Genomic DNA, 13,648 nt, shown 5'->3' with positions numbered 1-13,648 from the left:
ATCAGCCCTCCCTCATCATCTTCGCGGCGGTCTTCACCGCCTCGCGGATACGCGGATAGGTGCCGCAGCGGCACAGGTTCGCGCTCATCGCCGCGTCGATCTGCGTCTCGCTCGGGTCGGGCGTTTCGCTCAGAAACGACGCGGCCAGCATCATGTGGCCCGACTGGCAATAGCCGCATTGCGCGACCTGGTGCTCGATCCAGGCCGCCTGCACCGCATGCAGCGCGTCCGGAGTGCCCAGCCCCTCGATCGTCGTCACCTCGCCCCAGACATCGCCGGCGAACACCTGGCAGGATTTCACCGCCTCACCATCGATATGCACGGTGCAGGCACCGCATTGCGCGATGCCACAGCCGTATTTCACGCCCTTGATGCCCAGTTCATCGCGCAGCACCCACAACAGCGGCATGTCCTCTTCGACATCCACCTCGCGGGTTTCGCCATTGACGGTGATCTGCATCTCGTGGCCTCCTTTAACGTGCGCGTTTTCAATCTAGGGGTTTTTCACGCCGCGAAAACCTGCAGACTGCGCGAAAACCCAACCAGATCGGCGATAACTCGCAGTTCCTTCGCGTCAAATGGCCCCTTCTCGCGATGGCCGCGATCATCGTCGCGCTCTGGCAGACGCCCGTTCTGCTGCCGCTCAAGCTGCTCGTGGTTCTGTTTCACGAACTGGCCCATCTCGTCACCGTGCTCCTGACCGGCGGAACCCCCGAAAGCCTGTCGCTCACCCCGCACCAGGGCGGGGCGGTGCTGTCGCGCGGGGGCAACCGGTTTCTCACGCTGTCCGCGGGCTATCTCGGCTCGCTGCTGATCGGCCTTGCGCTGTTTCGCGCCGCGCTTTCCGGCCGGTTTGATCACTGGATCACCGGCGCACTTGGCCTCGTCATCCTGCTGGTCACTCTGCTTTACGTGCGCGATCCCTTCGGCCTTGCCTTCTGCACCGGGGCGGGCGTGCTGATGCTGGCCTCGGCCCGCTGGCTCGGCCATGGCCCTAACGACCTGCTCTTGCGCCTCATCGGCCTGACCTCGATCATCTATGTCCCGCTCGATATTTTCTCCGACACGCTCAGCCGCGCGCATCTGCGATCCGATGCGCGCATGCTGGCCGAGGAATTCGGCGGCGCCACGATGCTCTGGGGCGGGCTTTGGCTTCTGCTCAGCCTCGTTGCGATCTGGCTTGCCCTGCGGTCGACCTTCCGGGCCACGCCTGGGGCAGATTGATCACCAGTTGTCTTTGAACCACTTGACGGCCCGGCGCAGCGATCGTGCGGGGTATTTGTCGACGGGGATCTCGAAATCCCACCATTCGTCCTGCGGATGCGCCGCGAACAGGCACATCCCCACAGCACTGGCAAATCCCGGCCCGGTCGCCGCCTGCGGCAACCCGTGCACGCGCAGCGGCCGGCCCAGCCGCACCTGCTGGCCCAGAATCTTGGACGCCAGACCATCCAGACCGGGGATCTGGCTGCCGCCACCGGTCAGCACGATCTGCTGGCTGGGCAGATGCTCGAACCCTGCCGCATCCAGCCGCGCACGCACCTCTTCCAGGATTTCCTCGACCCGCGGCCGCATGATTCCGATCAGCTCGGCGCGGCTCACCTGTCGGCGATCGTGTTCCCAGTCGCCGGTCTCGCCTTCCAGGTCGATCATCTCGCGGTCGTCCATGCCCGTAGCCACGACCCCGCCATAGAAGGTCTTGATCCGCTCGGCGGTCGAAACCGGCACCTGCAGCCCCATCGAGATGTCGCTCGTGACATGCTCACCACCCATGCGCACAGCATCGGCATAGATCATGTGCTTGCGCATGAAGATCGACAGACCCGTGCTGCCGCCGCCCAGGTCGATACAGGCCGCGCCCAGCTCCTGCTCGTCCTCGACCAGCGCGGACACGCCCGACACGTAGGCCGAGCTGGCAATGCCCGCCAGTTCCAGGTCGCAGCGGCGCACGCAATGGGCAAGGTTCTGCACGGCCGCCGCATCGATCGTAACCATGTGCATGTCGGTGGCCAGCCGCTGGCCCATCTGCCCGCGCGGGTCGATCAGCCCCGAGCGATGGTCGAGTGCGAAATTCACCGGCTGGGCATGCAGCACCTCGCGCCCCGCTCCGTATTCAGGCACGTCGCAGGCGCTCAGCACCCGGCTGACATCCTGCTCGGTCACGACATGTCCCTCAAGATCCACTTCCCCGGCAAGGCCATAGCTGCGCGGCTCGGCCCCCGAGAAACAGGCGATGACATGATCGACCCGGATGTTGGCCATCTTCTGCGCCGCCTGCACCGCGGTGCGGATCGCGCGCTCGGTTTCGGCCATTGCCTCAATTTCACCAAAGCGCACGCCGCGCGACCGTGTCGTCGCGGCCCCGATCACGCGAAAACCCGCCTGCCCCGCCATCGAGCCGACATCGCCGCCTGCCGGGTCGCCACCATCAAAGCGCAGGACCAGGCAGGCGATCTTCGATGTGCCCACATCCAGCACGGCCACCACGCCGCGTTGCATCGCCGCCTTGCGCATGTTGCGCATCGCCCGTTGGGATTCATAGAGCTCGATCATTGTCCGTCGTTCCCCACCGAAATGTTCCGGATTTTCCACCAGTTCTCGACCGCGTCCTTGTTCATGCGGATCGTCGGGCGCTCGGCCAGACGCATATCCACCGTCACAAGATCGCGCGCCAACATGTCCTGCGCCGCGCTCAGCGCGATCACGCGCTCCAGCGCCTGCACCGGTCGCGCCTCGGGCAGCAGGATGCGTTGATCGCGGTCCAGCACCACGTCCCAGCGCCGCTCGCCCATGCGTACCAGTCCGCGCAGCCGCGCGTTCAGCGGCTCGGCCGCCGCGAAAATCTCCAGCGCTTCGGGCAGCGCCCGTTCCGCCCCTGCCCCGGCCAGCAGCGGCAGCCCGGCATGATCGCCGCGCGCCTGCACCTCTCCCAGAACGACGCCTTCGATATCAACCTGGAACAGTCCCTCAGCCGTGCGCCACAGCACCACGGGCTGGCGTTCCACCACGTCGATCTGCAACACGCCGCCATTGCGGATCCGCACGCTTGCCGTCTTCACCGCGGAAAGGCCGGAAACCTCCTGCCGGATGGCCTCAAGGTCCAGGTCGAAGGACGAGATCGGGAAATCGATCGGCACGATCTCGCGGATATCCTCGTTCACGCTCTCGCTCGCGCCGTCCACCGCCATCAACCGCACCATGAATTCTGGGCGCGAATGGATTTCGGCGCGGAAATCGGCAATCGCCAACTGGATCGCGTCGCGGCGATCCTGATCGGCCAGATAGGCGGTGCCCACCGCCAGGCTCAGCGTGAAGGGCACACCCACCCGCAACAGCTTGCGAAACACCGGCGTCAGCATCAGCCGCTGAAAGCGATAGGCCCAGCGGCTCGGCGCCGGGTCGGCCTTGGCCATCCGCTTGTCGCCCCTCAGCGATTGCATGAGGCATCCTCCACCATCCAGCGGCACAGCTCGCCAAAACTCATGCCGCAGGCCTGCGCCTGTTCGGGGCTCAGCGACGTAGGCGTCATGCCCGGCTGGGTATTGGTCTCCAGCAGCACCAGACCCGCAAGGCCCTTCGCCTCGTCCCAGCGGAAATCGGTGCGGCTCACGCCCCGGCAACCCAGCGCCCGATGTGCGCGCAGCGCATAGTCCAGGCAGGCCTCGAAAATCTCGCCCGGCACCTCGGCGGGCACCACGTGGCGCGATCCGCCCTCGGAATACTTGGCGTGATAGTCGTACCAGCCCTCGGTGATGATATCCGTCACCGTCAACGCCCGGTCTCCCATCACCGTCGTGGTCAGTTCACGGCCCGGCGCGAACTGTTCCACCATCAGTATCTCGGGCATGTCCTCGGCCAGCTTTGGCGGCGCGTTCGCCGCCTCGTGCACGATGTAAACGCCAACCGACGAGCCTTCATTGTATGGTTTGACCACATAGGGCGGCTCCATCACGTGGCGCGCGGCGACCTCCTCGCGGCAGGCCAGGCGGCTGTCGACAACGGGCAATCCGGCGGCACGGTACACATCCTTGGTGCGCTGCTTGTCCATCGCCAGCGCCGAGGCCAGAACGCCCGAATGGGTGTAGGGCAGGCCCATCCATTCCAGCAGCCCCTGCACGCAGCCATCTTCGCCCCAGCGGCCATGCAGCGCGTTGAACACGACATCGGGCTTGATCTCGTCCAGGCGCGCGGCCAGGTCGCGCCCGGCATCCACGTCAACCACGTCGAAGCCTTCGCCGCGCAGCGCCTCGGAACAGCCCTTGCCCGACGCAAGCGATACCTCGCGCTCGGCCGATGGACCGCCCATCAATACCGCAACTTTCAGGGGTGCCCTGCCCGACATGCCCTCGTTCACCGCCTCAATGTCCCGGGCCTTTTTGGTGGCCCTTGTTTCGTTTTATCGCCCGGACATGCCTGTCAGTCGTCCGGGTCCTTTTCGGGGCTCTGTTCGCCAACCCTCATAATTTCCCATTCTAGCGTGATACCGCTTGAATCGTAAACCTTTTTTCGCACCTCTTCGCCCAGGGATTCCAGGTCGTCGGCGGTTGCCTGCCCGGTATTGATCAGGAAATTGGAGTGCTTTTCGCTCATCTGCGCACCGCCGCGCGTCGCACCGCGCATGCCGGCCTCGTCGATCACCTTCCAGGCTTTCAGGTCATGCGTGTCATCCGCCTGCCCGGTGCTGGAAAATCCCGCCGGGTTGCGAAAGGTGCTGCCGGCGCTGCGGTCCTTCGTGGGCTGCGTCTCGTCGCGTTTGCGCAGCTGTTCCTCCATCCGCGCGGCCAGCGTTTCCGGATCGCCCGCGTCCCCCTCGAACGTGGCCTCGACGATCACGCACCCCTCGGGCAGGTCGGTCTGGCGATAGCGGAAATTCAGGTCCTCCGCCGTTAGGGTGATGATCTCGCCCTCGCGTGTCACCGCCCGCGCCTCGACGAATACGTCAGCCACGTAAGAGCTATAGCAGCCCGCATTCATCCGCACTGCCCCGCCGATGCTGCCCGGGATGGTGCGCAGGAAGGTCAGGTCGGTCCCCGCCTCCGCGGCCTTGCGGGCCACATGCGCATCCAGCGCCGCAGCCCCGGCGCGCACGCGCGCGCCTTCGATCTCGATCGCGTTGAAACCGCGCCCCATACGGATCACCACCGCGCGGATGCCGCCATCACGCACGATCAGGTTGCTACCCACTCCTATCGGAAAAACCGGGATGCCCGGATCAAGGGCAGCAAGGAACTGCGCCAGGTCCTCCACATCCGCCGGCATGAACAGCCAGTCCGCGGGCCCGCCCACGCGCAGCCAGGTCAGCTCGCTCAGCGCCTTGCCGGGGATCAGCTTCCCCCGCACCTCGGGCATGTCAGTCATGGGCCACCGCTCGCGTTGTTTTCGGCCTCATACTACAAGATATGACCCCGCGAAACCCGTAGGGTGGGTTTTCAACCCACCCTGCTTTTTGGAGAAGCCCGCCGCAGCCAGCGCCGCCCGCTCCAGAAACCGGCCAAAGCTGCCAGCAGCATCAGGACAATCCAGGCCAGCGCCATCAACGCAAGCACCTCGGACCAGGGCGCGCCGTCCGCCACGATCCATATGGGAACGACCACCCCCACAAGCCCGATAAGCACACAAAGGGCCACGGCCACCCACCACCACTCCAGCCGCACCAGAACCCCGGTCGCGACAGCGGGTGCCAAGATCCCGCCGGCAAGCAGGTTGTAGGCCTTCCACTGATCCTCGTTGTCGCTCACCGCGAAGAGGCCGAACTCGGCCACGACCAGGACGGCGACGGCACGAAGCCCCGCCTGTTTCCGGCTCATGCCCCGAGCTTCCGCCGGATCCACCGCATCAGGTAGATCACCGGCCAGCGCAGCACGCTCATCCCTGCCGTCAGTGCCAGCAGGCCAACCCACCAAGGATTTTCCCAAAAAATCCAGACCAGCAGCGGAAACCCGGTGCCCATCAGCACATAGGCCCGGCGCCAGTGGTTGTCGTTCGACGGGATCATCGCGGCCAGGTTGGCGGCCACCAGCCACACGAAAAGCGCGATTAGCGACAGGTTCACTTGCGAAACTCCTTCGGCAATTCCGGCCTCTCGCCCTTCGCGCGCCGCCACAGGTACCGCAGCGGGTTGCGAAACATCGACACGAAGGCCGCCAACCCCGCCACGGCAATCCACATCCCGTGCGTAAAACCGATCCATACGATCAGCGCAGGCGCCGCGATCAGCAGCGCGATCCCCGGCGCGTATTGCCGGCGCATCGGCAGAAACGCGACCACCGTCGCCGCAACCACCCAAAGACATCCCAGCAACAGCGGAAGGCTCATATCAGGTTCCTAGCAATCGATGCCACGAACACGCCGAGACAAAGCAATATGCCCAGCCACGGCCAGATCACCGAAACCGAGAACTCGGCCTCGGGCTGCGTGCGTTTTACCCCGATCAGGGCGGCATTGACGATGGAAAAAACGATCAAAAGCGCCAGGGTCGTCACCTCGGCCAGCGTCGCCACCGGCAGCGCCAGCGCGGCCACGATCACCACACCGCCGATCATCGCCGAGCCCAGGACTGGCGTGCCGAAACGCGGATGCGCGTGATAGAACATCTCGAGCCAGGGCGTGCGCCGCCCCAGCCCAAACAGCACCCGGCTTGCCATCACGATCTGCGCCAGCACCCCGTTCAGCGCCGCCGCCACCGCAATCGCCGCCAGGAAGGCCGGGTTCGAATGCATACCCGCCTCCCAGACCAGCGCCAGCGGCCGTTCGGACGCGCCCAGCACCTCGCGCGGCACCGCCCGCACCGCGGCCAGCGACACCAGCGCGTAAAGCACCGCGGTGATCGCCAGCGCCAGCAGGATCGCGCGCGGCATCGTGCGCCCGGGCTGACGCGTTTCCTCGGCCATGTTGACGACGTCATCGAAGCCGATAAAGGCGAAAACGGCAAACAGCACCGCCGTTGTGATCCCGTTCCATTCCGGCGCGGGCAAAGGCAGGGCATAGGCCTCAACAGGTGCGGCATTGAACCCCGCCCAGATCACCAGCATCAGGCCCGTCACCTCGATCAGCGTCAAAAGCGAAGCAAAGGCCAGGCTCTCGACCACACCTATGATGGCAATCGCCGTCAGGGCGATGCCCAAGCCGACCACCGCCCAGGCAAAGGGAATATCGACAAAGGATATCAGGTATCCCACGCCGCCGCGCAGAACCGCCGCGGCCGCTATCGTGCCCGCCACCACGTTGATGAAGCCCACCAGCACGGCCAGCCAATGCTGGTTCAGTCCGATCTCGACATAGGCGCTGTCACCCGCCGCCTCGGGAATGCGCGCGGACAGTTCGGAAAACGAAAGCGCCGTCGGCACCGCGACCAGCGCGGCGATCAGGAACGCCACCGGCGCCCACATCCCCGCCTGGCCCGCTGCGGCCCCGGTCAGCACGTAGATCCCCGCGCCCACCATGATGCCAACGCCATAGGCGGTCAGAAGTCCGGTTCCGATCTCGCGTTTGAGTTGCTCCGCCATCAGCGCCCCATTGCCCGCATCAATTCCCGTCAGCGCGTCCCGGCGCAACGCCGTGTTTCGCTCCACCCCCCCCGCTTCCGGCGGTCAGGTCGGGAAACCACCCCACAACATCCGCCGCAGCGGCCGCGCCAGCACCACGCCGCCGCCCATTGCGCCCAGCGCGACCAGTGCCTCGCCCGGCGCGGTCTGCATATGCAACAACAAAAGCCCCACGGCCGCAATTGCAAACGCCAGGACCAACCGCCGCAAGAGCCGTGACGCGGCGATCAGCGCCAGCAGCACGACAATCCCGACAATCGCCCAGGCCAGTTCCACGTCACACCTTGAGCTTCTCGGGCAGCGCATTGGCCCAGGCGCTGATCGTGCCGGCGCCAAGGCAGACCACCATGTCGCCCGGCTGCGCCTGTTCCTTCACCAGCCGCACCAGATCGTCCAGATCGTCGATGGCGCGGGCATGCCGGTGCCCATGCGCGATCAGCCCGGCCACCAGCGCATCGCGGTTCGCGCCCTCGATCGGCTCTTCGCCGGCGGCATAAACCTCGGCAATCGCCACCACGTCGGCCTCGTTGAAACACGAACAGAACTCGTCGAAATGGTGATGCAGCCGGGTATAGCGATGCGGCTGATGCACGGCGATGATCCGGCCCTCCGTGGCCTGCCGCGCGGCCTTCAGAACGGCGGCGATCTCGGTCGGGTGGTGGCCGTAATCGTCGATGATCGTGACGCCGTTCACCTCGCCCACGCGGGTGAATCGCCGTCCGACGCCCTTGAACGCGGCCAGCGCCTCGCGGATTTCGTCGGTTTTCATGCCCAGGTGCCGCGCCACCGCAACTGCGCTCAGCGCATTGCTGACATTGTGGTCGCCCGGCATCGGCAGGGTGCAGCCCTCGATCACCTTGTCTTCGGCCTGCAGCGCGATATCGAAATGCGCCACGCCCTTCTCATAGCTCAGGTTGACCGCCCGCACATCCGCCTGCGCGTTAAAGCCAAAGGTCACAACCCGCCGGTCGGTGATCTTGCCCACCAGCGCCTGCACGTCCGGATCGTCAGTACAGCACACCGCCAGCCCGTAGAACGGGATGTTCGACACGAAGTCATAGAACCCGCGGTGCAGGTTCTCCTCCGTGCCCCAGTGCTCCATGTGCTCGGGGTCGATATTGGTGACGATGGCGATCGTCGCAGGCAGCCGGTTGAAGGTGCCGTCGCTTTCATCGGCCTCGACCACCATCCATTCGCCGTCGCCCACGCGTGCGTTGGATCCATAGGCATGGATGATACCGCCGTTGATCACCGTCGGGTCAAAATTGCCATGATCCAGCAGTGCCGCGACCATCGTCGTGGTCGTCGTCTTGCCGTGCGTTCCGGCAACCGCGACATTCGATTTCAGCCGCATCAGCTCGGCCAGCATCTCGGCCCGGCGCACCACCGGCAGACCGCGCCGGCGCGCCTCGTCCAGCTCGGGATTGCCCGGCTTGATGGCGCTCGAAATCACCACCACCTCGGCGTTTTCCAGGTTCTCGGCGGTCTGGCCCTCGAAGATCGTCGCGCCCATGCCTTCCAGCCGCTCAGTGATCTTCGAGCGTTTCAGGTCGCTGCCCTGCACCACGTAGCCGTGGTTCAAGAGCACCTCGGCAATCCCCGACATCCCAATGCCGCCGATCCCAACGAAATGGATGGGCCCCACGTCCCCGGGAAGTTTCGTCGCTGCATTCATGCCTTGTCTTTCCCTGCCAACTCTTCCACCAGCGCCACCAGTTCCTCGGTCGCCTCAGGCTTGCCAACCGACAATGCGGCCCGCGCCATCTGCGACGCTCCGTCGGGATTTCCCAGCACGTTGGCAATCTGCTCAGCCATCACCTCGACGCCCAGCTGGCTTTCGGGAATGACGATCGCACCGCCTGCCCCCGAGAGGCCCCGTGCATTCGCTGTCTGATGATCGCCCGCCGCATATGCATAGGGGATCAGGATAGCCGGGCGCCCGATCACGCTGATATCGGCAACGCTTGACGCGCCCGAGCGCGAAATCACCAGCTGCGCTTCGCTCATACGGCGCGGCACATCCTGGAAAAACGGCTGCACATCCGCCGCGATCCCGTGCTCCTCATAGAAACGGGCCACCCGCTCGCCATCCTCGTCGCGCGCCTGGTGGCTCACGCGGATGTTGTGCAACATCTCCACCGGCAGCGACGCGATCGCCGGCGGAACCACGTCGCTCAGGATGCGCGCGCCCTGGCTGCCCCCGATCACCAGCACCGACATCGGGTAATCTCCGGGCGCGATATAGGGGGCCGCCGCGCGTTCCAGCACCGCACCGCGTACCGGGTTGCCGGCATGCACGCCCTCTATGCCTTCAGGAAGATCGGTGGGCCAGGTTCCGCAGGCGACCTTGTCCACATGCTTGGCGAAAACCTGGTTCACCCGGCCCAGCACGCCGTTCTGCTCATGGATCATCCGCGGCAGGCGCAACAGCCACGCCGCACCCATCGCCGGGATCGCCGGGTATCCGCCAAAGCCTACCACCACGTCGGGCCGGTCGCGCCGCATCCGCCAGGTAGCCGCCAGCACACCGCCAAGAATGCGAAACGGCACCGCCAGCTTGGCCAGCACCCCGCCCCGCGCGAAGGTCGCGCTCGCCATCTGCTCGATCTCGACACTATGCGGGAACCCACCCGTGTAGCGCGCCCCGCGCGCGTCTGTCGACAGTTTCACCCGCCAGCCCTTGCGCAGCATCACCTCGGCCAGCGCCTGGGCGGGAAACATATGCCCGCCCGTGCCGCCCGCCGCGATTACCAGAAGCGGTTGCTTCTCTGCCATCTCTCACTCCGTAAGGTGCGCGCCATCGCGCACCGTCCGCCGGTCAGCGTCCCCGCCCCCGGAAAATCTCGTCGATCTCACCCTGCGGCCGCGTCCGCGTAAAGGCCAAAAGCATGCCCACCGCGATCCCCCCGGCAATCAGCGAGGATCCGCCGTAACTGACAAAAGGCAGGGTCATCCCCTTGGCCGGCAAGAGCCGCACCGCGACCCCCATGTTGATCATCGCCTGCACGCCGAAGATCGCCGCCAGCCCCGTGCCCGCGAGCCGGATAAACGGATCCCTCTCGCGCATCAGCCGCATCAGCGAGCGCACGACGACGCTCGCATATAGCGCGATGATCACGAGGACAAGGACCAGCCCGTATTCCTCGGCGGCCACGGCAATGATGAAATCGGTGTGCGCGTCGGGCAGGCTCCACTTCACCTGGCCTTCGCCCACGCCAACACCGAAAAATCCGCCCTCGCGGATCGCGTTGGCGGCATAGCCCAGCTGCGTGCGGGGATCGACATCGGGGTTCAGGAAACCGTCGATCCGGCGGGCGAAATGCTCGGACGAATTATAGGCGAAGGACCCGCCAAGAACCACCAGGCCGGCCAGCACCACCAGCAGGATCATCGGCGCGCCGGCCACGAAATACATCACGCCCCAGCCAAACAGGATCAGCGCCGCCTGCCCGAAATCGGGCTGCAACGCCAGCAGGATCACGATGACCCCCGCCAGGATCAGCGACAGGCTCTTGCCCGGCGGTCCGTTGATCTCCTGGCTTGCCGCCATCATCCAGGCCGCCACGACCACGAAACCGGGTTTCAGAAACTCGCTCGGCTGCACGCTGGCAAAGCCCAGCGAATACCAGCGCACCGCGCCCTTGCCGAAATCGGTGCCCAGGAACGGCAGGCCCAGGATCGCGATGAAGGCCGCCAGGAAGCCCAGCACCGCCAGGCGCCGCACCAGGTTCGGGCTCATCATCGAGGTGATCAGCATCGCCACCAGCGCCGCACCGCCGAAAACGGCCTGCCGGGTCACGTAATGGAACGCGCCAAAGTCGTTCTTCTCGGCCAGCGGCACCGAGGCGGCCAGCCCCAGCAGAAGGCCGATACCAAAGAGGATCATGATGCAGGACAAGGTCCACTTGTCCACCGTGCGCCACCACTTGGGCAAGATCGGTTCGCCCGATTGCACGGGCACCGCGCCATAGACCATTTCCGTCATGGATAAATCACCGCCAAATCTGCCTCATCCGCCCCGTTTTCGGGGTCGTTTCCGGCACTCTATCACGGCGATTCGCTCAAGGGAAGCATGCGATTCGCGCCGGCGGCGGCCTTTGGCCTCACACGGGTTTGTACAGCCGGTTCGCCCCCAGTTCGGCGATCACCTCATAGCCCATGCCAAGCAGCAGGTTCTGCGCCGCATAGGGGCGCTCGCTCGCCTCTTCTTCCTTCGGCTTCACCTCCATGAAAACATATGGCCGGGAGTCCGCGATCAGCGCCTTGGCCCCGATCAGCGCCTTTTCCTCAAATCCCTCAACATCGAGCTTCAGCAGACCCACGTTTTGCAGTCCGAAACTGTCCAGCGCCAACGCCGGGATGTTGCCCTTGCCCGTCACCTTGCGGGTGATCGACAGACGCCCAAAGGATGTGCCCATACGCACGTAGGACCGGCTGTCGGACACGGCAGCCATGTAGGGCTGCACCTTGGGCAGGATGCCCCATTCAAAGACGTTGCGCTCCAGGCAGGCAAAGGTATCGGGCGACGGCTCAAGGCTCAGGACATGGGCGAAATGCCGCGCCATGACCCGCGTGTACGAGCCGACATTGGCCCCCGCGTCAATGGCGCTCCTGTCCGCCAGCGTCTCGGCGCCCGGTTGCGCCTGCATGATCTCGATCGCCTTCAGCAGAGGCTCGATCGAGCCTTGCTTGCCCACGAACGCGCCTTCCATCTTCCGGCGATTTCTCGCTCCGCGCGCATCCGCGTCAGGCACCCAGAACTCTCCGAATTTCTTCATGCACCTGCTCCCGTCGCACTGATCGCTCGGCTTCCCTTAGCGCACCGCGCCCGGACGATAAAGCAAATCCACGCCCGATCCGTTGCTTGGACCGGGCAGATTTTCCCTTGATCTCAGGCCAGCCCTGCGCCACCTCCCGCCCATGGAACTCGAAACCCTCGTCCTTGGCGCCGGCGCCGCCGGCATGATGTGCGCGGCCCATGCCGGCCCGGGCACGCTTGTGATCGACCACGCCAAAGCCCCGGGCGAGAAAATCCGCATCTCCGGCGGCGGGCGCTGCAACTTCACCAACATGTGGACGGAACCAGCCAATTTTCACGGCCAGAACCCGCATTTCGCCAAGTCTGCGCTCGCACGCTATACTCAGTGGGATTTCATCGCGCTGATGGATGCCCACAACATCGCCTGGCACGAAAAAACGCTGGGCCAACTCTTCTGCGATGGCAAATCCACCCAGGTGGTCGACATGCTGCGCGGCCTGATGGCGCAGGCCGGCGCACTGCTGCAGCTGCAAACCGCGCTGGTCGATCTGTCACATGACGGCGCGCGCTTTGTCTCCACGCTCGAAAGCGCGGGACGGCATGAAACCGTGCGGTCGCGCAACCTCGTTGTTGCCACCGGCGGCAAATCGATCCCGAAAATGGGTGCGACCGGGCTCGCCTATGACATCGCGCGCCAGTTCGGCCACGATATCGTCACCCCCCGCCCCGCCCTCGTGCCGCTCACCTTCCCCGAGAACCGTTTCGCGCCGCTCGCGGGCATTTCGCTCCCGGTGCGCGCCACGGCTGGCGACATGCATTTCGACGAAGCGATGCTCTTCACCCATCGCGGCCTTTCGGGCCCCGCGATCCTGCAGATTTCCAGCTTCTGGCAAGAGGGAACACCTATCGAGGTCGACCTCGCGCCGGCCACCGACATTTTCGACCAGCTGCGCGCCCTGCGCCACGAGGCCGGCCGCAAATCCATGGCAACCGCCCTGGCACAGTTCCTGCCCGCGCGCCTTGCGCAATCCCTGGCAGAAGAGTGGGCGCTTTCCGGCAACCTCGCCGATCAGTCCGACACCGCCCTGCGCGCCCTGTGCGACCACGTGCATCACTGGGCGCTCATCCCGTCGGGCACCGAAGGCTGGCGCACCGCCGAAGTGACCGGCGGCGGCGTCGACACCGCGCGGATCAGCTCGAAAACCATGATGTCGGCCAATCTGCCGGGCCTCTACTTCGTCGGCGAATGCCTCGATGTCACGGGATGGCTCGGCGGGTTCAACTTCCAATGGGCGTGGAGCTCCGCCATCGCAGCAGCGCGCGCCATCACGGCCGCGAGTTGAAA

16 protein-coding genes are annotated in these 13,648 nt (G+C 65.4%); 2 read left to right on the top strand and 14 right to left on the bottom strand.

The window, feature by feature from the left end; genetic code table 11:
* Position 1: 1 nt before the first annotated feature.
* Positions 2–460, bottom strand: a complete 459-nt coding sequence (locus E0501_RS02730) for a (2Fe-2S)-binding protein (protein ID WP_137699809.1) — start codon at positions 458–460, stop codon at positions 2–4.
* Positions 461–594: 134 nt separating this feature from the next.
* On the opposite strand from E0501_RS02730, the gene E0501_RS02725 reads away from it, so the two are divergent.
* Positions 595–1,224, top strand: coding sequence for a M50 family metallopeptidase (locus tag E0501_RS02725; RefSeq protein WP_137699808.1), 630 nt, complete (start codon positions 595–597; stop codon positions 1,222–1,224).
* Here E0501_RS02725 and ftsA read toward each other — a convergent pair whose 3' ends face one another.
* The 13 genes from ftsA to E0501_RS02660 form a co-directional block, all read right to left on the bottom strand.
* Complete coding sequence (gene ftsA / locus E0501_RS02720; protein WP_137699807.1) at positions 1,225–2,553, bottom strand: cell division protein FtsA; 1,329 nt, start codon at positions 2,551–2,553, stop codon at positions 1,225–1,227.
* Positions 2,550–3,440, bottom strand: coding sequence for a cell division protein FtsQ/DivIB (locus tag E0501_RS02715; RefSeq protein ID WP_137699806.1), 891 nt, complete (start codon positions 3,438–3,440; stop codon positions 2,550–2,552). Before E0501_RS02715 ends, ftsA begins: the two co-directional genes overlap by 4 nt.
* Positions 3,428–4,306, bottom strand: coding sequence for a D-alanine--D-alanine ligase (locus E0501_RS02710; RefSeq protein ID WP_235857730.1), 879 nt, complete (start codon positions 4,304–4,306; stop codon positions 3,428–3,430). The genes E0501_RS02715 and E0501_RS02710 overlap by 13 nt, the downstream gene beginning before the upstream one ends.
* A 110-nt stretch (positions 4,307–4,416) precedes the next feature.
* Positions 4,417–5,358 carry a UDP-N-acetylmuramate dehydrogenase gene (gene murB / locus E0501_RS02705; protein ID WP_137699805.1) on the bottom strand — a complete coding sequence of 314 codons (942 nt, stop codon included), beginning with the start codon at positions 5,356–5,358 and terminating at the stop codon, positions 4,417–4,419.
* Positions 5,359–5,429: 71 nt separating this feature from the next.
* Positions 5,430–5,807 carry a hypothetical protein gene (locus E0501_RS02700; protein ID WP_137699804.1) on the bottom strand — a complete coding sequence of 126 codons (378 nt, stop codon included), beginning with the start codon at positions 5,805–5,807 and terminating at the stop codon, positions 5,430–5,432.
* On the bottom strand, positions 5,804–6,052 hold the full coding sequence (locus tag E0501_RS02695) for a DUF2484 family protein (RefSeq protein WP_137699803.1): 249 nt from the start codon (positions 6,050–6,052) through the stop codon (positions 5,804–5,806). Before E0501_RS02695 ends, E0501_RS02700 begins: the two co-directional genes overlap by 4 nt.
* Entirely contained in the window at positions 6,049–6,315 is a 267-nt protein-coding gene (locus tag E0501_RS02690; protein WP_137699802.1) for a DUF2484 family protein, read from the bottom strand. Before E0501_RS02690 ends, E0501_RS02695 begins: the two co-directional genes overlap by 4 nt.
* On the bottom strand, positions 6,312–7,505 hold the full coding sequence (locus E0501_RS02685; protein ID WP_137699801.1) for an APC family permease: 1,194 nt from the start codon (positions 7,503–7,505) through the stop codon (positions 6,312–6,314). Before E0501_RS02685 ends, E0501_RS02690 begins: the two co-directional genes overlap by 4 nt.
* A gap of 84 nt (positions 7,506–7,589) precedes the next feature.
* A complete protein-coding gene (locus E0501_RS02680; protein ID WP_137699800.1) occupies positions 7,590–7,820 on the bottom strand; it encodes a hypothetical protein in 231 nt (76 codons plus the stop codon).
* A 1-nt stretch (position 7,821) separates the two neighbouring features.
* Complete coding sequence (gene murC / locus E0501_RS02675) at positions 7,822–9,219, bottom strand: UDP-N-acetylmuramate--L-alanine ligase (protein WP_137699799.1); 1,398 nt, start codon at positions 9,217–9,219, stop codon at positions 7,822–7,824.
* Positions 9,216–10,319, bottom strand: coding sequence for an undecaprenyldiphospho-muramoylpentapeptide beta-N-acetylglucosaminyltransferase (gene murG / locus E0501_RS02670; protein WP_137699798.1), 1,104 nt, complete (start codon positions 10,317–10,319; stop codon positions 9,216–9,218). The genes murC and murG overlap by 4 nt, the downstream gene beginning before the upstream one ends.
* A 43-nt stretch (positions 10,320–10,362) precedes the next feature.
* A complete protein-coding gene (gene ftsW, locus E0501_RS02665) occupies positions 10,363–11,529 on the bottom strand; it encodes a putative lipid II flippase FtsW (protein ID WP_137699797.1) in 1,167 nt (388 codons plus the stop codon).
* Positions 11,530–11,647: 118 nt separating this feature from the next.
* Complete coding sequence (locus E0501_RS02660) at positions 11,648–12,322, bottom strand: FkbM family methyltransferase (protein WP_137699796.1); 675 nt, start codon at positions 12,320–12,322, stop codon at positions 11,648–11,650.
* 142 nt (positions 12,323–12,464) lie between these two features.
* On the opposite strand from E0501_RS02660, the gene E0501_RS02655 reads away from it, so the two are divergent.
* Complete coding sequence (locus E0501_RS02655; RefSeq protein ID WP_137699795.1) at positions 12,465–13,646, top strand: BaiN/RdsA family NAD(P)/FAD-dependent oxidoreductase; 1,182 nt, start codon at positions 12,465–12,467, stop codon at positions 13,644–13,646.
* Positions 13,647–13,648: the final 2 nt, after the last annotated feature.

The sequence above is a fragment of the Marimonas lutisalis genome (assembly GCF_005434965.1).
Taxonomy (GTDB): domain Bacteria; phylum Pseudomonadota; class Alphaproteobacteria; order Rhodobacterales; family Rhodobacteraceae; genus Marimonas_A; species Marimonas_A lutisalis.
The sequence above is the reverse complement of the archived record's forward strand: the minus strand, read 5'-3'. Positions and strand labels throughout refer to the sequence as shown.